Source organism: Fodinibius roseus (assembly GCF_900129315.1).
Lineage (GTDB): Bacteria > Bacteroidota > Rhodothermia > Balneolales > Balneolaceae > Fodinibius > Fodinibius roseus.
Genome location: NZ_FQUS01000001.1, coordinates 419650 through 441628 on the forward strand (window position 1 = coordinate 419650; position 21979 = coordinate 441628).

Annotated in this window: 17 protein-coding genes; 12 read left to right on the forward strand and 5 right to left on the reverse strand. The window is 48.6% G+C overall.

The window, feature by feature from the left end:
• Nucleotides 1–213 precede the first annotated feature (213 nt).
• Nucleotides 214–1926, forward strand: a complete 1713-nt coding sequence (locus BUB16_RS01730) for a sugar phosphorylase (protein WP_211483051.1) — start codon at nucleotides 214–216, stop codon at nucleotides 1924–1926.
• Between the two features lie 9 nt (nucleotides 1927–1935).
• Here the strand turns inward: BUB16_RS01730 and BUB16_RS01735 are convergent, their stop codons facing one another.
• From BUB16_RS01735 to BUB16_RS01745, 3 genes are read right to left on the reverse strand one after another with little or no spacing between them, the layout of a single operon-like run.
• Nucleotides 1936–2838 carry an HAD family hydrolase gene (locus BUB16_RS01735; RefSeq protein ID WP_073059083.1) on the reverse strand — a complete coding sequence of 301 codons (903 nt, stop codon included), beginning with the start codon at nucleotides 2836–2838 and terminating at the stop codon, nucleotides 1936–1938.
• A gap of 5 nt (nucleotides 2839–2843) precedes the next feature.
• Nucleotides 2844–3839, reverse strand: a complete 996-nt coding sequence (locus BUB16_RS01740) for a glucosyl-3-phosphoglycerate synthase (protein WP_073059084.1) — start codon at nucleotides 3837–3839, stop codon at nucleotides 2844–2846.
• Entirely contained in the window at nucleotides 3814–4983 is a 1170-nt protein-coding gene (locus BUB16_RS01745; protein ID WP_073059085.1) for a peptidase dimerization domain-containing protein, read from the reverse strand. Before BUB16_RS01745 ends, BUB16_RS01740 begins: the two co-directional genes overlap by 26 nt.
• Nucleotides 4984–5261: 278 nt before the next feature.
• Here BUB16_RS01745 and BUB16_RS01750 point away from each other — a divergent pair, with 278 nt between their 5' ends.
• From BUB16_RS01750 to BUB16_RS01770, 5 genes are all read left to right on the forward strand, one after another.
• Nucleotides 5262–5822, forward strand: a complete 561-nt coding sequence (locus BUB16_RS01750) for an RNA polymerase sigma factor (RefSeq protein ID WP_073059086.1) — start codon at nucleotides 5262–5264, stop codon at nucleotides 5820–5822.
• Between the two features lie 3 nt (nucleotides 5823–5825).
• Nucleotides 5826–6557, forward strand: a complete 732-nt coding sequence (locus BUB16_RS01755) for a hypothetical protein (protein ID WP_073059087.1) — start codon at nucleotides 5826–5828, stop codon at nucleotides 6555–6557.
• Complete coding sequence (locus tag BUB16_RS01760; RefSeq protein ID WP_073059088.1) at nucleotides 6554–7813, forward strand: glycogen-binding domain-containing protein; 1260 nt, start codon at nucleotides 6554–6556, stop codon at nucleotides 7811–7813. The genes BUB16_RS01755 and BUB16_RS01760 overlap by 4 nt, the downstream gene beginning before the upstream one ends.
• A gap of 15 nt (nucleotides 7814–7828) precedes the next feature.
• Nucleotides 7829–8770, forward strand: coding sequence for a hypothetical protein (locus BUB16_RS01765; RefSeq protein ID WP_073059089.1), 942 nt, complete (start codon nucleotides 7829–7831; stop codon nucleotides 8768–8770).
• A gap of 414 nt (nucleotides 8771–9184) precedes the next feature.
• Nucleotides 9185–10024 (forward strand): DUF4382 domain-containing protein, encoded by an 840-nt coding sequence (locus tag BUB16_RS01770; RefSeq protein ID WP_084087946.1) that lies wholly within the window; start codon nucleotides 9185–9187, stop codon nucleotides 10022–10024.
• A 249-nt stretch (nucleotides 10025–10273) separates the two neighbouring features.
• Here the strand turns inward: BUB16_RS01770 and miaB are convergent, their stop codons facing one another.
• On the reverse strand, nucleotides 10274–11635 hold the full coding sequence (miaB, locus tag BUB16_RS01775) for a tRNA (N6-isopentenyl adenosine(37)-C2)-methylthiotransferase MiaB (protein ID WP_244545618.1): 1362 nt from the start codon (nucleotides 11633–11635) through the stop codon (nucleotides 10274–10276).
• Between the two features lie 258 nt (nucleotides 11636–11893).
• Here miaB and BUB16_RS01780 point away from each other — a divergent pair, with 258 nt between their 5' ends.
• The 6 genes from BUB16_RS01780 to eda all read left to right on the forward strand — a co-directional run bounded on the left by BUB16_RS01780 (nucleotide 11894) and on the right by eda (nucleotide 20511).
• Nucleotides 11894–13387: a xylulokinase gene (locus BUB16_RS01780; RefSeq protein ID WP_073059092.1), complete on the forward strand. Its 1494-nt coding sequence runs from the start codon at nucleotides 11894–11896 to the stop codon at nucleotides 13385–13387.
• Between the two features lie 229 nt (nucleotides 13388–13616).
• Complete coding sequence (xylA, locus tag BUB16_RS01785; RefSeq protein ID WP_073059093.1) at nucleotides 13617–14945, forward strand: xylose isomerase; 1329 nt, start codon at nucleotides 13617–13619, stop codon at nucleotides 14943–14945.
• A 387-nt stretch (nucleotides 14946–15332) separates the two neighbouring features.
• Complete coding sequence (locus tag BUB16_RS01790) at nucleotides 15333–16361, forward strand: LacI family DNA-binding transcriptional regulator (protein ID WP_084087947.1); 1029 nt, start codon at nucleotides 15333–15335, stop codon at nucleotides 16359–16361.
• 363 nt (nucleotides 16362–16724) lie between these two features.
• Nucleotides 16725–18530: a glycoside hydrolase family 2 protein gene (locus BUB16_RS01795; RefSeq protein WP_073059095.1), complete on the forward strand. Its 1806-nt coding sequence runs from the start codon at nucleotides 16725–16727 to the stop codon at nucleotides 18528–18530.
• A 165-nt stretch (nucleotides 18531–18695) separates the two neighbouring features.
• Entirely contained in the window at nucleotides 18696–19766 is a 1071-nt protein-coding gene (locus BUB16_RS01800; RefSeq protein WP_073059096.1) for a glycoside hydrolase family 43 protein, read from the forward strand.
• A gap of 115 nt (nucleotides 19767–19881) precedes the next feature.
• Nucleotides 19882–20511 carry a bifunctional 4-hydroxy-2-oxoglutarate aldolase/2-dehydro-3-deoxy-phosphogluconate aldolase gene (gene eda / locus BUB16_RS01805; RefSeq protein WP_073059097.1) on the forward strand — a complete coding sequence of 210 codons (630 nt, stop codon included), beginning with the start codon at nucleotides 19882–19884 and terminating at the stop codon, nucleotides 20509–20511.
• A gap of 88 nt (nucleotides 20512–20599) precedes the next feature.
• On the opposite strand, the gene BUB16_RS01810 is transcribed toward eda, so the two are convergent.
• On the reverse strand, nucleotides 20600–21970 hold the full coding sequence (locus tag BUB16_RS01810; RefSeq protein ID WP_073059098.1) for a GntT/GntP/DsdX family permease: 1371 nt from the start codon (nucleotides 21968–21970) through the stop codon (nucleotides 20600–20602).
• Between the last annotated feature and the right edge of the window lie 9 nt (nucleotides 21971–21979).

The following is a 21979-nucleotide window of genomic DNA, read 5'->3' on the forward strand; positions in this document are numbered from 1 at the left end:
TTATTTAATGGTGTGCCGGGCATGTGGATCTGTCTTGCCTGAGACCAACGCTCCCGGGTTGTGCTTTCGGTACAACGAAAAGAATAGTCAAAAATTGAATAAAAAAGATTTTTTTGAATTTCCCCCTTTCATTTAAAATTTCAATGGTTATTTTTACGGTTTAAAATAGCAGGAAGAGTATATTCATGGCATATGGTTTTTGAGCAAAAGGTTTTGGAGCATCTTCGTGTAATTTATGACCGAGACACTGCAGAAACACTTGTCGACCGTATCGATGAATTGTTCTCGGATTACGGGTTCAGAGTTCAGGAGAAACAGACTAACTATCCCTCCTGGAGCGAACAGGACGCGATATTAATCGCTTATGGAGATGTCATTAATCAAAATGGACGGGCCAACCATAAAATCCGGTTCCTGGATAATTTTCTCAGCCGGTATCTGAATGATGCTGTAAATTCGGTTCATATTTTGCCTTTTTTCCCGAGTTCTTCGGACGAGGGCTTTTCGGTCATAGACTATAAGCAGGTTCGGGACGATCTGGGAGAATGGTCTGACGTGGAGCATATGGCCGGTAAATACCGCCTGATGGCGGATTTGGTCATCAACCATACCTCACGCTTTAGTGAATGGTTTGAAAATTACCAGATGCGCAAGGAGCCCGGTAAGGATTATTTTATCGAGATTGATCCGTCCGTGAACCTCTCCAAGGTTATTCGTCCCCGCAGCTCCCCCTTATATACAGCCGTGGAAACCAGCAATGGTCTTCGGCACGTGTGGACCACCTTCAGTGATGATCAAATTGATCTGGATTTTTCTAATCCGGATGTGCTGCTTGAATTTATCGATATATTTCTTTTCTATCTTTCGAAAGGGATCAGTCTGATTCGGCTGGATGCCATCGCGTACTTGTGGAAAGAGATAGGAACGAAGTCTATCCATCTGGAAAAGACACATCATGTCGTCAAGCTTTTCCGGGATATCGTGGATCATATTGATATTGATGCTATCCTTATTACAGAAACCAACGTGCCGTTCGAGGAAAATGTGAGCTATTTCGGAGAAGGCGATGAGGCCCATATGATTTACCAGTTCAGCCTGCCGCCCCTGCTGCTGCATGCTCTTCTGACGGAAAATTCCCGGTACCTTACCGAATGGGCCAGCGAACTGCCCGAGCCGCCGAAAGGGTGTACCTATTTCAACTTCACGGCCTCCCATGATGGTATCGGGGTTCGTCCACTGGAAGGCCTGGTACCGGAGGATGAGTTCGACTACCTTATGGAAAGCACCAAGGAGCGTGGGGGATTTGTATCCTACAAAACCAATTCCGACGGTACCCAAAGTCCCTATGAGTTGAATATCACCTACTTCGATGCTTTTTCGGAACCGGGACAGGAGGAGACGGAACTTCAGATGAAGCGCTACCTGAATTCCCAGATCATTATGCTGAGTCTGCAGGGCGTACCCGGCATCTATTTTCAGAATCTGGTGGCTTCGAAAAACTATGTTGCCGGCGTTTTGAAAAAGGGCGAAAAACGTTCGATCAACCGGAAAAAATGGAGCTACGAGGAGCTGACAAAAAGGGTAGAGGATGAGTCCGATCCAGCTCATATTGTATTGAATTTTTATAAAAAGGCACTGAATATCCGAAAGAAGCATCCCGCCTTTAACCCCGAAGCCGAGCAGAAAGTATTGGATTTAGGCAGTGAGCTGTTTGCTTTTACCCGGACGGCCGTCCAGCAGGAAGAAGAAATCCTGGTGATAAGCAACATGACCGCCCACGACGTAAGGTTGCCCGATGCCGACCTTTCCATGTTTTTTGAATCAGAAGAACGTAAAGAAGTAACAGACCTGTTAACGGATAAGCCGCAGTCTGTTTCGCCTGAATTAATGTTGGATCCTTTTGAAACGCTTTGGCTGTCCCGTTAGAAGCCGGTGCTAAGTCGACAGGCAATCATTGATCTGGCTGAGATCGTCCACAATAAGATCGGGACGATACCGGGTCTTTTTCAGATCGCCCGGCTGGTGACGAATGGATCGCTGGTCTCCCACATACAGGGCGGTCCGCAATCCCAGTTCTTTGGCCGGTTCTATATCTTTGCGGATATCATTGCCCACGTATAATACTTCCCGGGGTTCCAGCTTCTCCCTTTTGGCTGCTTCTGTAAATAGGCTGTAGAGCTCGGTTGAAGGTTTTTTTCGTCCGGTTTCGTAGGACCAGATCAACAATTCCTTGTTAAATCCAAAGGAGGCCGGCGACTGATTGAGCAAAGCTTCGAAAGCAATAGGGGTATAGTACTGGGAATTGGAAATGATGCCGAGTTCCAGTCCGCGATTTTTTAATGATCCCAGGACGGCAGAAAGGTTGGGAACAGGCCAGATATCATTGATACGAAATTCAAACTCAATGCCGAACTGAATGGCCTTACTACGACTTGTGTCGCCACGTATATCACCTGATTCCATGAGTTCGTTCAGGACATCCAGCCAGACGGCAACAATATTGGGTTCCGGATATTCGATCCCCTTATCCCGTGCCCTGCGGACGTGATTTTCGACGGTTTGCTCAAAAATGCTGATGCCCCTGGGGCCGACATCCGGCCTGGATATGGAAAATCCGCTGTCTTCCAGCGCTTCGACAAACCAGCCGGGGCTCTGCTGCTGTTGCTGCTCATCAACCCCGATATCTCCCACTGCCGAGATAAACATAGTCCCGTAAAAATCGTAGGCCACACAGCGAATCCCCCTGATCTTCTGCAGCCGGGTTGCGTGTCCCGTTGAAACAGGCTCGAGCGGGTGAGTGAGCGTACGTATGCGTTGGATCAGCTGCTCTTTATTCATCTTTGTTAATCCATCGATCGATTGAATTTTTTGCGATATTCATCAATTTCAATCATAGGAGGACGCTCTTCTTCAATGATTTCAAGTTCAACTTGCTCATAGGTGTTGTCTTTTGCCTGCGTTTGCCGCAAGATTGTGTTAAAATCAGAAATATCCTGAATGATATCGAGTGCTTTAGCCCGCTTGATGAATGTCTGCAGGATACCAAAAGCCATCTTGCCCAAAGCCCGCGTAGGCTTATTTTCATGCACGCGCTGGTCCAGATCGGTTTGAGCAAAGGCATCGAGGCCATATTTGGTATATACGTCAATAAGATGAGAGGTTTCAACCCCGTAGCCAATAGGAAAGTTTATATTCTCTAATACTTCCCGCCGAACAGCATACTCTCCCGAAAGCGGTTGGATGATTCCGGTAAGTTCCGGAAAATACAGCGAGAAGAGGGGACGTATCAGGATTTCTGTCACGCGTCCCCCGCCCGAAGGTCGTACCGAACCCGATACGGCAAGGGGACGATCATAAAACGCTTTTACATATTTGACTTCCTCGCGATAAATCAGCGGGGCCACCAGTCCGTATACAAAACGGGGATGGATATTACTGATATCGGCATCGACATAGACAATGATGTCGCCTTCCAGCTGGTGTATCGCCTTCCAAAGGTTTTCACCTTTGCCTTTCTTCTTTTCCAGTCCGGGCAGGATATCATCAGCGAGATATACATCCGCTCCGAAGTTTGCTGCTATTTCACGGGTCTGATCGTCCGATCCCGAGTCAATCACTGCGATTTCATCGAGCAACGGATACCGGTCAACCAGTTCCGACTTAAAGATAATAACTTCTTTTCCGATCGTTTTTTCTTCATTGAGCGTGGGGAGACACAAAGAGATGGTCAGCCCATTTTTTTCTTTTTTTTCAACCAGTTTTTTCAAGTCCCAAAACTGTGAGTGGTGATAGGTGTTGTCGTCGATCCAATTTTTAAGCTTCTTCACAATAACCTCCATCAATTGCTAATAATGTGCCGATAATTTGTGCGATACCGGTGTATATGGGCTTGATTTCAATGCTTTCATTAGTTTCATGAATATTGTCGCCGTGCGTGAGACCAAGGGTTATCGCCGGAATATCCTTGTCGATAAAGGCAGAGAGCTCAGAAGTACTGGGACCGGGGCGAGGGGCAATATCCAGCTGGTCCATGATACGGCGGGTATGGCGTATCAGCGGGTGAGAGAATGAAACACCACCCGGCTCACGTTGGGCAAAGATATCAAGGTGGATGGTATCGCCGCTTTGGGATGCTACTTCCGTTACAATCTCTTCCATCGACCGGTGAATATCCTGCACCATCCCGGAAGATTCCGAACGAATTTCAAACTGAAGCTTGGCTTTAAGAGCCGTGGTATTAAAAGAACTTCCGCCTTCTATAGAGCCCATAACAATGCTGGTTCGGGGACGTTGAGGCAGACGTATTTCATTGATATGATTGATTACCTCGTTGAGAGTGAGAATAGCACTGGCATCTCCAAAACGGGACCAGTCGTATTCTTCGGGGACCCGGCAGGTTATCTCACCCCGTTTCATACCAATGGAAGTATGACTCAGGCGACCCAGTTCGACGCCTTCAATGCCCACCCCCGCCTTGATAGGCTGTTCAAAATTGGAAAGAAAAAAACGGAGTCCCTCCAGATCTCCGCGTCCCAGGCTTCGGGTAGCGCCCATGAGAATAAGATTGTGATTCAATTCGATATCCAGTTTCTCCAGAAAAGTGGGGAGGGTCGACAGAACAGCCAGTCCAAGACTGTTGTCGGCAACCCCTGCACCGGTAACGCTCTCGGGTTGAATCTGTATGGTATGATCCACTTTGGTGTTGAAGACGGTATCGGCATGGGCCACTACCAGGACGTTACCACTGTTTTCTTTTCCCTCTAAAATACCGATGCCATTACCGACTTCATCAACCGAGTTTTTGGTAATACTGGCTTCTTTGAATCGGTTCAGTACAAACTCCATACGTTTATCCTCCCCGAAAGTGGGAGCCGGAATTTCTCCAACCATGACCAGGTTGGCCAAAAGAATTTCTCTCAGCTCCTGTGCCGTTTTTCTGATTTCGGAAAGCGAACCCAGAATGTCTTCAAATGACTGTTCCACTGTTTTCTCCTTAGATTAACGGTTGCCTTTGTAGTGCGTTAAAAGGTAAAAAATCATATCTCTATAAAGATAAGTAAGATATATTTTAAAGCTATTCCAAAGAGATGATATTTCCTCGCACATATTTACAGAAGGCTTAATTATAAAAAATAATTTTGTAACCATCAGCAATCATAATCGTCTTATAATTAAAGTGGAAACTATCTGAACTTTAGTTTATGATATAATGGTGTTCGCTCTGCCGGCACTGTTACATATTCTTTAGTTTAATATTCCAGATGAACAATTCGGAAGAAGAATTTCAGATAGTAGAAGCCGTCCTGAACGGGCAGAAGGATCGATATCGGGAATTAGTCGATCGGCATGCTCCATTGGTTTTTAATATCGTGAATCAATTTGTGAGTCGGAGGGAGGAAGCAGAAGAACTTGCTCAGGAAATATTTGTTAAAACCTATGAGAGGTTGTCTTCCTTTAACAAGCAATCGAAATTTTCTTCCTGGCTGTACCGTATTGCCTATAATCATTGCCGGGATTACGCAAAGAATATACGGCGAAAGAACGAATCCTTTGACGAAGTGAGAGAACAGGATCTCAAAAATAACATGGGAGGATATAGCATGCCGGATGCGGAACTGGAAAAAGCTGAATGGATTGCGCTGTTGAAGAAGGGATTAAAAGAGATTAACACCGATTATGCGGAAGCATTCTTAATGAAGTATGAAGCAGGAATGACGTACCAGGCCATGGCTCAACGGCTTGAGGCTTCCAAAGGAGCGCTGAAGGTGCGCGTATATAGAGCCAAAAAGGAATTAAAAGCTTTTATCGAACAAAACAGCTGAAATATGAAGAACAGGGAAGAACTATTCCAACAATATGTCGACGGAGAGCTGTCGCCCCAGGAGGAGAAGCAGGCTCTTCATAAAATTGCAGAAGATGATGAGTTGCGTTCGATGCTTCGTTTTGAGCATCAACTAAATGATACGGCATTCGTTGCTTTGCTTCAGTCGGAGGCCGACCCCGTGCCGGAGGGATTTTCAGAACGGGTGATGCAGGAAGTGTACGGGATGGGGGAATCATCCGATTCTTTGGGTGTTACCGGGCGTCTGCAGGCCTGGTATCGCAGCTTGTGGATTCCGAAACAGATACAATGGCGGCCTGCTTACGCTTTAGCTATCGCTGTTATACTGCTATTCTCGCTTGGCTATCCGCTGTATATGGTTCAGGATATGGGAAATGAACGTCCTTTTGCGAGTTCCGAAAGTGCTGGTTTGAATGATTCTGTCCGGCAGATCTCTTCCGGAGATGGCGGGGAAGAGGTCATTCTTCGCTTTTTTTATATCGATGAAGAAGCACAATCGGTATCCGTGGCGGGTGATTTCAATGACTGGGAGCCCGTTGAGCTGACCCGTCAGGAGGTAAACGGCGAAGAGGTCTGGACCGGCTTCGTATCGGTGAAGCGCGGCGAGCACCATTACATGTTTGTGAAGAACGGGGAACAGTGGGTTACCGACCCGCTGGCTCCCGTGCACCGTGATGATGGTTTTGGCAATAAAAATGCTGTGATCTATTTATGAAGCAACTCCCGTTCATCATATGCCTGCTCTTTTTGACAACACCATCCGGATTCGGCCAACATGGACAAACGGTGTTGTCTCTCGATTCACGGGTGGGATACTCGACGAACAGTTATTTAAATCCATTTTTGGGAGAATGGGACAGTACGGTGGAAACAGGATATAATTTTACGTCTCTCTTAGGCCGGTCGTTCTGGTACGGCAGCGGCCATTCTTTTTCACTGTCGGGAGGTGTGATCTATGAACCTTTTTTTGACAAACAGCTTTCCACCTGGAAGGGAGGAATAGGACTTGTGGACTATAACTACCGACTTACGAACAATGTTAGTATCGGAGTGGAGGGAGGGAGTAGTTATATGCAAAGCCAGTATAACCGAACATTCGCCTGGGTACAACCCAAATTCACCTGGTTCCTGACGCCCTTTACGCTTCTTCGAACTAAACTGGGTTCCAACTTCAGAAGATATAGGAACTATGGAGAAGTGGATGAGCTATCCGACCGGCTGGACCTCTACAGCCTGGAATTCGAAACATGGCCTACGTATCGCTGGAGGCTTACTGCCGGAATTTACGGGGGAATGGATACGTTGCCCGATATTCAAGAAGGATTTACCACCCAGACTTCAGCAGGCTATTATTTTCGAAATGGAGCTTCGATAACCCTGACCGGTTATTTGCAGCAATACCAGTTTCAACAAGCGATAACCGAAAGCAATGGAGGCACAAATGCGATTCCTCCTGGCGGGGGAGGATCTGCAACGGGGACTGCTGATCATACAAATCGCATTCTGCGTGTGGGATTGGAAAGCGCCCTGCCTGTGAGTAAACGTCTGGCCCTTTTTGCTGATATCGGGGCAATGCGCTTTTTAGACAATGCTGTGGAAGAGTCCACCAGCGATTTTAACGTTTCCGGAGGCATACGCTTCAGCATTGAGCCAAAATTAAACAGCGGCGCTCCTGCTATTACCCCCGAGTGGGAGAAAGAAGGGGAACATCAGGAGATTCATATATCATTTTCGGGCGAAGGACGCCTGTATCTCGTTGGTAGTTTTAATAACTGGAACAAAGAGGGGATACCTTTAACAGAGCAGTCTGAGAATACATTCACCACCCAACTCTCACTGGAGATGGGGGCTTATGAATACAAAGTACTGAGAGTGCGGGGAGATTCAGAAGAGTGGCTTGAATTTTCCAATGAAGTGTATACGGTCAGTGACGGGTTCGACAATGAAAATGCAATGATTTTAGTTGAATAATCATACCAAAAAATTATGAATGTTTTAGAACATCTTTTACTTGCAGGACTTATGGGCGGACTCTTGTTGTTGACGACCGGTTCGGTCCAGGCGCAAGGCACAAAGGTTTCGGCCCTGATAGAAAAGGCTGAGGCTGCAGGGATCGAGCAATCGGCGGTAACGGAGCTCCAGAACAGGGCCCAAAGCCAGGGCATGAGTAACCAGCAGCTTCAGCAGATTCTGGAATCGGCTCTGGATTTGTCTGACCAAAACCTGCCGGGACAAGTTGCCATTGATAAAGCCCTCGAGGGACTCTCGAAGGGGGTCCCTGCAGATCGTATCATTCCCGCCGTTCTTAATATAGCAGAAGGAATGAGGCAAGCCGCTGAAATAGTAGACCCGTGGATGAAGCGGCCGGAAGTACAGCAGATGATGGGACGTCCGGGGCGATCGATGTCGCAAAACAACTACCGGGGGCAAATGATCAGGGCAGCGTCTAAATCATTCGTTCAAAAAATTCCTCCCGGTCAAGTCAAACGTATTTTTAATGAGATCGGAAATAAAGAGATCCTCTCCGAGCGTTCGGCTGCTGATCTGCTTACAGCGATCAATGTCCTGCCGGACTTGCCTACCACCTCTACTCAGCCTGAAACTTCTGCTTCCCTCATTGTCAGGGCGCTCCGGGGCGGTTTTGATGCCGATAAGCTACAGCAGCTTCCATCAGCGATGAAGATGGGTCAGCAGCGAAGCCAGCTGCCTGCGGCCTCGGTGATCAAAGGCGCGGCTCAGCAAATGGAACAAGGTACTCCGGCCAAACAGGTTTTACAGAATCTTTTCAATGGCAACATTGGGGGCGGTCCGCCGGGAAACCTCCCCCCGGGACTGGAGCGTCGTCCCGATCGCGGTAATAATCCCGGCAATAATAATCGCGGTGGCAATAACAACCGTGGTGGTAATAACGGTCCCGGCGGTAGGTAATTCTCTTCATTCACTGTTGTCTTGAGGATTATAAGGGAGGAGTTAAATGACTGCGAGCGTCGGGGAGACCAGCACAAGTTAAGCCATCCACAATTTCGGTGTTTTTTGCATTGTTTCCCCTCATAACTCATAACACGGGCTAAACGACAGCGCAATCAAGCCGGCATTTAAAACAACACAGGTCCCCAAATTACGGGTAAAAATATCCGTAGAAATCGTTTCTACGGGCCCGGCACATCATATGAAGAGATAATACAACCTTCATTCCAATGTATAGCTGCCATACCATTCCTTCACAATGGAAAACCAGGGACTCATCTGCAAAAATAAATAATTCTTGTAACCTTTTGGGATTTCGGTCGTCTTATAAGCAGAATTCAAAAAAATATGATTAATAGTTCTTAAAAGAGTTATATGATATTACAAAACAAAATATTATCTGTCCCCCTGACACTCTTGATTGGAATTTCAGTGCTTGTCGTCGGTTGTGAGACCGATGACAGCGGACTGGGAGCAGATGGTGGTATGGGAACAATGACCGTTCAAATGACAGATGCCCCCATAGATTCCGCGGATGCAGTGAATGTCTTCATTGAAAGAGTGGAAGTCAATAATGCCGAAGATGAGGAAGGGTGGACGGTCTTAAATGAGCCTCAACAAAGCTATAACTTGCTGGAACTTGTGAATGGTGCTACAGAAGTAATCGGCAGCAGTGAGCTTGAACCGGGAGTTTACAACCAAATTCGACTCATTTTAAGCGAAGGCGGACATAGTGTGGAAGTTAACGGGGAAGTGCATGATATGAAGGTCCCCAGTGGTCCCCAGACCGGAATCAAGCTTAACATTAATGCAGAGATAGAACCTGATATTGAATATGTGCTGCTGCTTGATTTTGACGCCAGTCGCTCTGTCGTTGCAGCGGGCCCGCCGGGCAATGCTGTTAAATATCTTTTAAAACCGGTTGTTACTGCAAAAGAGGAAGCGATTACCGGGAATATTGAAGGTACCGCCGATCCCGCTGAATCTCGTCCCGTTGTCTATGCCATTTCGGGTACCGATACGCTTGCTTCCACGATTGCCGATACCACAAGCGGTGATTTCAGAATTATTGGCCTGGAGGAGGGGAGTTATGAGGTAGCCCTGCATTCCAGGAATGAGGCCTATCAATCCGTAGTGGAAGAAGACGTGAGTGTGAGTGTTGGCGCGACGGCTGAGATAGGGACGATTGAACTGCCTCCGGCTACGGAGGAGTAAGAAACGGTATGCGATAAGCAGAGAAGGAAGCAGGCACTGAGTATTCTTTAGGGCGGTAGGGGTCCGCGACGTATGTTGCGGGCCCTTTCTTTATTAATAGAGTTTTGCAAATCGCTCTTTTGGCCGATTTCTGTATTTTCGCATATTCAACATCCCCACATGCACATATGCCTTTTTCTTCATAAGCTGCGGTTTGGGATGCACTCAGGCCTTGACAGTGATTAAAGTTTCTGGCTTTTCAAAGTCCTCTTATACTGCGACCGGTTCGGCCTCAAACTCCGCAATACTGCTTTTTCGGATAGGATCGCCCATCAGCGTGGCCGATGTACAGTCCGTGATCGTCACTTCCACATAATCCCCTTTTTCATAATCCCGACGGTCGAATACCACCATCTTATTGGTGTCGGTCCGCCCGCGCAGCTGCTCGTCGGAACGTTTGCTGGTCCCTTCCACCAGCACCAGGTGCCGCCGACCGATTTCTTTCTTGTTTAACTCTTCCTGTATATTCATTTGCTGTTCAATGATTTCCGAGAGCCGCCGCTTCTTGACTTCCTCGGGTACATTGTCCTCATACTTTCGCTGGGCGAGCGTGCGGCCTCGCTCGGAATAGGCAAACATGTAGGCCAGGTCGTACTTGACTTCCGCCATCAGGGAAAGCGTGTCCCGGTGTTCCTCTTCGGTTTCATCGCAAAATCCGGTGATAATATCCGTGGAAAGAGTGACCCCCGGGATAATTTTCCGCATTTTTTCCACCAGGTCCAGGTACTGTTCGCGCGTATAGGGACGCCGCATCCGCTCCAGGACCGCATTGTTTCCGGACTGTGCCGGGATATGGATATAATTACACAAATTCGGCTGTTCACTGATACTCTGGAGCAGTTCTTCCGGGAAATCCTTGGGGTGAGGGGAAGAGAACCGGATGCGCATCTCAGGGTCCACCTGACTGGCTTTGTACATCAGATCCGCAAACGAATGCTCCCCGTCGTCGTAGGAGTTAACATTTTGCCCCAGTAACGTAACCTCTTTATACCCCTGATCGCTCAGCCGCTGGAGCTCGTCAAGGATGCTTTCGGCCGGACGGCTGCGTTCACGTCCCCGCGTAAAGGGAACCACGCAGAAGGCACACATATTGTCACAGCCGCGCATAATGGTTACAAAGGCACTAACACCGTTGTCATTGGTGCGTACGGGTTTGACATCAGCATATGTTTCCTCCAGCGACAGCAATACATTGACGGCCTTTCGTCCGTCGTCCACATCCGCCAGTAATTTCGGCAGATCCCGGTAGGCGTCGGGCCCCACAACGAGGTCGACCAGCTCTTCTTTTTCCATGATCTGTTCGCGGATGCGTTCGGCCATGCATCCCAGGACACCAACCGTAAGCCGGCCGTCTTTTTCTCGTTTAAGAGCCTTAAACTCTTTCAGGCGGTTCCAGACGCGTTCTTCGGCATTTTCCCGGATAGAGCAGGTATTCACAAAAATGACTTCCGCCTCGTCAGGTTCGTTCACCGGCTGCATGCCCTCTTCCATGAGGATAGAGTTTACAATCTCCGTATCAGAGACGTTCATCTGACAGCCGTATGTTTCGATGTAGAAGTTGCGTTGATCCAAAGGAATAGGAGTTTTTTGCTTGCGGATTATGAAGGGTAAATATAATAAAAATTTTGGGATAAAAAGACTCCCATAGTTGTCATTTTGGTTCTTGCATTATTCCGGCATTCCTTTATTTTTGGATGGTAGATAGCCGGATGATCTGAATTAAAGGCTATTTTCCATGCTGAAGAAAGGAATTCGCCGGCAGCGATAAATGGAGGCGAACATTACTGATGCCTGATTCAATAGCATAAATAGATATCTTACGGACAAGAGATGCAATTACTGGGATTTGATATAGGGAGTTCAGGGATTAAAGCTTCGCTGCTTGAGGCATCCTCAGGCAAAGAGGTTGCTTCGGCCACCTCCCCGGAAGAGGAGCTCAAGATGGATGCGCCGCGGCCCGGCTGGGCAGAGCAGAATCCGCAGACCTGGTGGGAGCATGTCGTTCGGGCCACGACCATGGTCATGAAATCAGCGGCTGCCGACCCTCAGGCCGTTAAAGGCATCGGCATTGCCTACCAGATGCACGGCCTGGTGCTGGTGGATGAGCATCAACAGGTACTGCGTCCCGCCATCATCTGGTGCGACGGGCGGGCGGTGGAAATCGGCGATAAAGCTTTTGCCGGCATCGGCCGGGAGTATTGCCTGACCCACTACCTGAACTCTCCCGGTAACTTTACCGCCTCCAAACTGCGATGGGTGAAGGAGCACGAGCCCGAGCGGTACGCCAGAATTCATAAGGCGATGCTGCCCGGCGACTACATAGCTATGAAGCTTACCGGCGATATCAGAACCTCCATATCAGGACTTTCGGAAGGGATCTTCTGGGACTACCAGTCCCACAGCATTGCCGACAGACTGCTTGAGTACTATGATATTTCCCCCGATCTATTGCCGGATTACGATCCGAATTTTGCCGTTTCCGGGGAGCTGACACCGGAAGCTGCCGGGGAGCTGGGCTTACAGGCAGGCACACCCGTGGGGTACCGGTCCGGCGACCAGCCCAACAATGCTCTTTCCCTGAATGTATTGCAGCCGGGGGAAGCCGCCGCTACGGCCGGGACTTCAGGGGTTATTTACGGGGTCACCGATGAACCGCTCTACGACGAGCAATCCCGCGTGAATACTTTTGTGCATGTGAACCATGACGAGCGGCAGTCGCGGTACGGCGTGCTGCTCTGCATCAACGGAACCGGGATATTGAACAGCTGGCTGAAAAATGAGCTGTTCAACGGATTACACAGTTATGATAAGATGAACGAGCTTGCTGCAGCGGTGGAAACAGGGGCAGAAGGCGTAACGGTGTTGCCTTTTGGTAACGGGCCGGAACGCGTGTTGGGGCAGCAACCGACAGGTGCGCAGGTAAAGAATCTGGATTTCAATCGACACTCTCAGGCGCATATTATTCGGGCCGCGCAGGAGGGCATCGCCTTCTCCATGAACTACGGGCTGCAGGTTATGCACCAGATGGGATTGGATATCGATACCATCCGGGTAGGCCACGGCAACATGTTTTTGAGTCCCGTTTTCCGGGAGGCTTTTACCAACACCACCGGACTCTCGGTAGAACTGTACGACAGCAGCGGGGCGCTTGGGGCGGCAATCGGCGCCGGCATCGGTACAGGAGTTTTTGAAAACAGGAAGGAAGCTTTCCGGGGACTCGCAAGGACGGACACCCTGTATCCCGCCTCTGAATTGCAGCAACCATATAACGAGGCCTACGACCACTGGCATGAGATCTTACAAAAGGAATTGGAAGGCGAATAAAAATTTAAATTTCAGACGTTAACACATAAACTCTGCTATTTCCAAAGAAATTATTATACGAATCTAAACGAAAAGGACACACCGTTGCGCAGAGGATTTTCGTGAATACCGATCCGGGCTACTCAGGCAACTTATTTTGTTGTATATGAATAAAAGATAGCGGGGGACATGCAACCTTTAAACACGTTAATTTAGTACTAAACTTAATAATATCTATCATACATAATCTATGAATATCACTACCGGCAGTACTTCTTATTTTCCCGATATCGATGAAATTCCCTTTGAAGGGAAAGACTCTACGAATCCATTAGCCTTTAACTATTACCAAGCAGATCGCAAAGTAGGTGATAAGAGCATGAAAGAGCATCTCCGCTTTGCAGTTGCCTACTGGCATACCTTCTGCGAGCAGGGAGGGGATCCCTTCGGGACCGGTACCCGCCTCTGGCCCTGGATGAGTTATGAGGAAGCCCTGGACCGCGGCCGGGCTAAAATGGATGCCGCCTTTGAGTTTATCACCAAGCTGGGCGTCTCCTATTATTGTTTTCACGATGTTGACGTGGTGGATGAAGGGGATAGCATAGCAGAAACAGAGCGACGCATGCAAAAGATGGTAGAGTATGCGAAACAGAAACAGGAAGAAAGCGGCGTTCAGCTGCTGTGGGGAACCGCGAATCTGTTCAGCCATCCCCGCTACATGAACGGGGCGGCGACCAATCCCGATTTTAATGTGCTTGCCCATGCGGCGACCCGGGTTAAGCATGCCCTTGATGCCACGATAGCACTCGGAGGAGAAAATTACGTGTTCTGGGGCGGCAGAGAGGGATATATGTCCCTCTTAAATACGGATATGAAGCGCGAGCGCGATCACCTCGCTCAATTTCTGCATACGGCCAGGGATTACGGGCGGAAAAATGGGTTTGAGGGTACCTTTCTCATTGAGCCCAAACCCATGGAGCCCACCAAGCATCAATACGACTTCGACACGGCTACGGTTATCGGCTTCCTGAATGAATACGGCCTGCAGGATGATTTTAAGGTCAATATCGAGGTGAATCACGCTATTCTGGCCAAGCATACGTTTGAGCACGAGCTGCAGGTAGCCGCCGATGCCGGGATGCTCGGCAGTATCGATGCGAACCGGGGGGACTATCAAAATGGTTGGGATACCGATCAGTTTCCGGCCGATATTTTTGAAGTGACCCAGGCCATGCTGGTCATTTTGGAAAACGGCGGATTTGATACCGGCGGCATCAACTTTGATGCGAAGATCCGGCGCAACTCCACCGACCTTGAAGATCTCTTTTATGCGCATATCGGCGGCATGGACATCATGGCCCGGGCACTGCTGACAGCAAACAAAATCCTGGAGGAATCCCCGTATCGTGAATTCCGAAAGCAGCGATATGCTTCCTATGACAGTGGCCAGGGCGCTGCTTTTGAAAAAGGCGAGCTAAGCCTCGGGGATCTGAAAGAAGTGGCCATGGAGCAGGGCGAGCCGGAGCAGATCAGCGGTCGCCAGGAATACCTGGAAAACCTGATTAACCAATATATTTAATCGGGACTCTTAATAAGTGAGTACAGGAAATTTTAAAATTCAACTATTACTATGGGGCTTTACCGTTTGCTTCTCCGGGTGAGTCTCCGCATCCCGAGACTATTCAATATTTATATACATTAGCAGGCCCTGTATTGTCAGGCAGTTTTGTTATATTGGTATCGGTAACATCCTGTATATAACTTATAACCCGTTGTGCGGATGGTTACAAATAACCTTTCAGGATCCACAAGACTTGAAACATTCTTTTATCAAAAACACTGAAGAAGCAAACACTCACTGATTGGCTGCCAGCACTGCTACACGCAGAAGGAATATATAATGATAAAATACGGGTAATAGAAACCGAGGCTGAACAGCCTGTTTAATTATTAAGAAACTTTTATTTTGAGTTCTGAAGTCACGTTAAAGCATATCGCAGAGGCGCTGGGCGTCTCGGCCATGACTGTTTCCCGGGCACTGAATGATCGTCCCAATGTCGATGAGCAAACGAAAAAGAAGATCGTTGAGAAAGCCAGGAGCATGGGGTACAGGCCGAACCATGTGGCTAAAAGCCTCGTTTCCAACAAAACCTATACGATCGGCGTGGTCATTCCGGAAATTACGCACGCCTTTTTCCCCGAGGTCGTGCGGGGAATTGAAGAAGTTACCTACGGCTCGGATTACCAGCTTTTTCTGACCAACGCCAATGAGCAGTTTAGCCGTGAAATGGAGGCGATCCGGGCACTGCAATCGCAGCGGGTAGACGGTATTTTGATTTCCTCCTCACAGACCGTGGAAGATTTTTCATTTTACGAGGAGCTCCTCAACTCACGCACCAAAGTGGTATTCTTTGACCGTTGTGTTGAGAACCTCGGAGCCAGCTGTGTCAGTGTCAACGATCGCAGCAGCTCTACCCGAATTACGGAGCACCTTATTACTACACATAACATTAAGAAAATTTCATATCTTAGTGGACCCCAGGAAGTTTCGGTCGGACGTAAACGATACCGGGGATTTATGGAGGCCTTGGAAAAACATAACATCCCCGTAAATGACGACTGGGTCATTGAAGCGGGCTTCCGGGAAAAGTCCGGCTACAACGCCATGAATAAACTGCTGGCCCTCCCCCCGGAGGACCGTCCCGAGGCCGTAGTGACGGTCAACGATCCCTGTGCGATCGGGGCTATCCAGGCCATAGGTGAAGCCGGCTTTTCCATACCGGATGATTTTGCGGTTGTCGGGTTTACCGATGATGTCCGGGCAGAGCTGCTGAAGGTACCGCTTACCACCGTTCATCAGCCCGCCTATGAAGTAGGGAAGAGGGCCGCTCAAAAACTGATCAAGACGATAGAACATGAAGAGGAGCCCGCCGAAAATATCGAAGTGCTCACAACGCTGAAGATACGGGAGTCGTGCGGGTGTGGAGAAGAGTGATGGCTGATCACTTTGAGAACAAAAGTAATTCCAATGTTTTTGTGTGGATGAAGGGAATCAATGAATGCTTGTCATGCACCCATTGCATTTTGACATTCCTTTCGCCGGGAAGTTGGGGAACTCGTTTTGCAAAAAAATGCAGGGAATATAAAAGCAACTATAGACGAAATCTAAGAAAAATTGCAGTAAAACGTGTTGAAGAGCCTCATGGCGGAGAAATATTAAAGGACTACATGAAGTAACTAACAATCTGCTATTGAATGTCTAAATTAATTAAATACATAGAAAAAACCTTGACAATATCTACATTCCTTTTAAAATTACGATTACATATGTTATCGATAACATTATAATAAATATCCCATGCTTAAACGTATATTTCCCTTATTTTTTACCCTTGTGTTAAGTATATCGCTTCCATGTACCGTGTATGGTCAACAAAACGACTGGGAGCCCGCGGAAAATCCCCTGATGTCAAGATGGGCGGACGAAGTGGGGCCCGAAAACGCGCTGCCGGAGTATCCGCGTCCCATGATGGAACGCGAGCACTGGCAGAACCTGAATGGGCTGTGGGAGTTTAAAATAACAGCCAAAGACAATGCTTTTGGCGAGTACGAGCAGCAGATCCTGGTACCGTACCCGGTGGAGTCAGCCTTGTCAGGAATCGGAGAGACCGTAGGGGCCGATAACCGCGTGTGGTACAAGCGAAGCTTTCAGGTGGATAATCCCCATGAAGAAGGACGAGTTTTACTGCATTTTGGTGCCAGTGACTGGGAAACACATGTACGCGTGAATGGTGAGTATGTCGGCACCCACCAGGGAGGGTACGATCCTTTTACGTTTGATATTACGGATCAGCTCACAAAGGGTGAGCAGGAAATTGAAATTACCGTCTGGGATCCGACGGATATTGGCTATCAGCCGGTGGGTAAGCAGACGCACGACCCGCGAAGCATCTGGTATACGGCGGTCACGGGAATCTGGCAAACTGTTTGGCTGGAGTACGTTCCGGAATCCTATATTAAGGATCTGAACATTACACCGGACGTGGATAACAGCCGGGTAAAAGTCGAAGTCAGCGGCAAACATCTTTCCGACGGACACCAGGTCAGGGTGGAGGCATTGAAAGAAGGAGAAGTGGTTGGCGAGTCGAAAGGATTGCACAAACAGGACTTTCTTATTGAGCTGGATAATCCCGAACTGTGGTCCCCCGACAACCCGTTTTTGTATGATCTGGAGGTGGAGTTGCTGGATGAAGATGGCCGGCTGGTCGACAGGGTATCCAGCTATTTTGGCATGCGCAAGATAGAAATTGCCAAAGCCGAAGATGGATATACGCGGTTGTTCCTGAATAATGAACCACTTTTTCATATGGGCCCGCTGGATCAGGGATGGTGGCCCGACGGACTCTATACGGCACCGACGGATGAAGCCCTTAAATACGATATTGAGGTGACCAAAGATCTGGGCTACAATATGCTCCGCAAGCATGTGAAAGTTGAACCGCAGCGTTTTTATTATTGGGCCGACAAATTGGGGATTTTAGTCTGGCAGGATATGCCCAGCGGGGATATGAGGCCGGGACAAATTCCGGGGAGGACCGAAGAGTCGGCCCGTCAATTCAAGCAGGAGTATGAGCGGATGATTGATGCATTCTATAATCATCCCTCTATCGTTATGTGGGTCCCGTTTAACGAAGGGTGGGGACAGTTCCAGACCGAAAAAATTGTAGAGTGGACCAAAAATTATGATCCTACGCGTTTGGTTAATAACGCCAGCGGATGGACCGACCACGGGGTCGGGGATGTTATTGACATGCATGAGTACCCGGGTCCCGATATGCCGGAGACGGAAGACAACCGTGCCGCGGTATTGGGGGAGTACGGGGGACAAGCCCTGGTGGTCGAGGATCATCTCTGGCTGCAGGACTTCAGCCGTGCTCCCAGCCACTATGAGACGTCCCAGTCGGAGTCCAAACTGCATGAAACTTACGATCAAATGATTGAGGAGCTGATGAAACTCAAAGATAATGGGCTGGCAGCTGCTGTTTATACCCAGACAACCGATGTTGAGACGGAAGTAAACGGCCTGATGACGTATGACCGGGAAGTGGTCAAGTTTGACTTTGAGCATCTCCGGGAAATTCATGAGGCGTTGATTGAGAACTAATGCATTCGATGATAAGGGGGTAACCTGCGAGTCAATAGATGTATATTTCGGGGATTATAAGTTGAAGGATGGTCAATTGATTCCTTCATTGGAATCAGGATTTGGCATGAAGCTGCTAAAGCGTTATAAGTAGTACTTGATATAATTTATCATAAATCAGCAGGTATGCGTTATTCAAAGTTGTGGGTGCCTTTTGTGATACTGTTTTTTTTACATGGGTGCAGATCTACAGCTCAAACCGATAAAAAGGGAGGTGGTGCGCCGGAGCCCTGCACGTTTAGCAATCCGGCAGCGGATGGGCAGGATCCATGGGTGATAAAAAAAGACGGGTTCTATTATTACCTCGAATCCAGCGGTGGGGAACTGTATGTTTCAAAAAACAGGGATCTGACCCAACTGAAAGAAGATGAGCAAAAGGTCTGGGCTCAGCCGGATACCGGATGGAACCGGTCGAATTTATGGGCGCCGGAGCTGCATTACCTGGATGGGAAATGGTATATCTATTACACCGCCGGTAATACCGACGGATCGCCCTTTATTCGGCAGAGGAGTGGCGTCCTGGAATCAAAGACGGATGATCCACAGGGAGAATATATCGACAAAGGAATGCTTTACACCGGCGACGACATTCAAAATAAAACAGAAACCAAGTGGGCTATTGATTTAACACCCCTGGAGATAGATGGGCAGCTCTATGCTGTCTGGTCGGGGTGGGAGAAAAACGAGGATACGGACAGAACGCCCCAGCACCTGTATATCGCTGAAATGGAGAATCCGTGGACGATCAGCAGCAACAGGGTGATCATATCTTCGCCCGAAAAATCCTGGGAAACCGGGACAGAACTGGCCATTAATGAAGGACTTCAGATTCTCAAAAATAAGAAAGGGGACGTGTTTGTCATCTATTCTGCCAGCGAGTCATGGCTGCCGGCCTATAATTTGGGTCAGTTGAGATTAACGGAACATGACCCCATGCATCCCGATCACTGGGAGAAGAAAGGACCGGTATTTAAAGGCACCCCGGAAGTCTATGGGGTTGGACACGCCAGCTTTACCACTTCCCCGGATGGGAGCGAACACTGGATTGCATATCATACAAAAGTGAGTCCCGATCCGGGCTGGAACCGGGTGGTGCATTTGCAGCCGTTTGAATGGAATGAGGACGGGTCCCCCCATTTCGGGGTACCGGTGTCAGCGGGAAAATCCATTGAAAAACCATCCGGTGAATGCGAATGAAACCCAACCAGACAAACTTACCCACTACCGTATTGGAACCCGGCGAGATTTATCATAACTTATCCGTTTATCATTTCATCGCCGAGCAGTCATAATCTCTTATTACGAATAATCGATGTTCCGGGAAATTAAAAAAAATAAACTCTTGCCTGCCGTCACGGTGACGGATGTCCACTCAGCGCTTTTGGTAGCGGAGGCGTTACTGGAGGGCGGAATAAATGTGATGGAAATCACCTTTCGTACTTCCGCGACGGCCGAAGCGATCCGTGCCATAGCCAGGGAGCTTCCGGAAATGAAGGTCGGGGCCGGGACTATTCTGTCCCCGGACCAGCTGTCCGCGGCTCAGGAAGCGGGAGCTCAGTTTGGCTTATCGCCGGGACTAAATAAACAAGTGGTTGAAAAAGCACAAGAGCATGAGTTTCCTTTCATCCCCGGCGTTTCGACACCTTCAGATATAGAATTAGCTTTAACCTATGGCCATAAGATGTTGAAGCTCTTCCCGGTATCGGATTTGGGAGGCGAGAACTATATCGGGAGCCTGGAAGGACCTTACAAGCATACGGGGGTCCGGTTTCTGGTGATGGGAGGAGTGAATTTGTCAAACCTGAAATCATATCTGGAGAGCGATATGGTAACCGCGGCCGGAGGCTCATGGCTGACCCCCTCTGATTTGATTCGGGAAAAAAAGTTTAAGCAGATCACAGCAATCGTTCGGGAGTCCGTAATATTAGCTGAACAGGGTTAGTCGGAGTTTGTGACGTGATTGCTGCCGTTAACGGCTAAGAGAACGGTTTTACAAAGCTATATATATACACTGTTGTCACTACACTAAATTAAACCACGGTATAATAGAGCAACAGGGCCATTGCAAAACCGGTGACGGAGATGATGGTTTCCATGGCCGTCCATGATTGAAGCGTCTGTTTTTCCGTTAATCCGAGGTACTTGTTCACCAGCCAGAACCCGCTGTCATTGACATGAGACAGGATTGTTGAGCCTGCGGCAATGGCGATAACAATCAGCGCTTTTTCAGGTGATGTCATGTCAAATTCACTCACGACAGGAGCAACCATGCCCGCCGAGGTGATCATTGCGACCGTCGCCGATCCCTGGGTAACGCGAATAATGACGGCCAGCAGGTACGCCAGCACAATAGGGGCTACCTGGTATGCCAGGATAGTTTCGGCCAGGGCTTCCCCCACACCACTGTCAATGAGAATTTCCTTGAATACGCCCCCCGCTCCCGTCACTAATATGATGAGTCCCGCAGGCGCCAATGCCTTATCGGAGAACTTTAGCACTTCTTTGCCCGTAAAGCCTTTTTGATAACCGAGAAAATAGGCTGCCACGAGGGTGGCGATAATCAACGCAACGAACGGGTGACCCACAAACTGGATGAAATTTACCCAGAAGGCTCCTTCTGCGACCGTCTGGTTGGATTGCATAACATCAAAAATTGTGGAGTTGACTATTAAGAACAGGGGCAGTAATATAACGACAAGAATAATGTAAAAATCCCATTTATCTCCCAGAGAAGGGTCCTTGGTTTTACTGGTCTCGCTAAAATCAGGAGGAGCTACATCAATCTTGTTACCAATGTATTTCCCGAAGATAGGTCCCGCCAAAATCGCTGCCGGAACTCCGGCCGCAAAACCGAATATAATGACCCAGCCCAGTGATACGTCCATAATTTCTGCTACGGCCGTGGGACCGGGCGTCGGTGGGATGAAAGCATGGGTGACTCCCAGTCCGGCAAGCAGCGGGATGGCGTAGAAGAGGGTGGATTTTTTGGACTTTCTTGCCAGCGCATAGACAATGGGCACAAGGATGATAAACCCGACATCCAGAAAGACGGGAATGGATATGATAAAGCCGGTGATCGTCAGTCCCCAGGAAGTGCGTTCGGTACCAAATATTTGAACGATATTACGGGCCAGCGCTTCGGCGCCGCCAGAGACTTCGAGGAGCTTTCCGATGATGGACCCTAATCCCACAATGATGGCAATAAATCCTAAAATACCGCCCATCCCTTCCTGTATGCTGTCCAGTACTTCCTGAAACCCCATGCCGGCCCCTAATCCGACAAAAGCACTCACCATAAGGAGCGAGATAAAAGCGTGAATCTTGAGCCTCATCACGAGAAAGAGCAGCAAGAAAATAGCGATGAGCGTGATAAGCAGTAAATATAGCGGTTCCCCTGTCATAGTCATCCG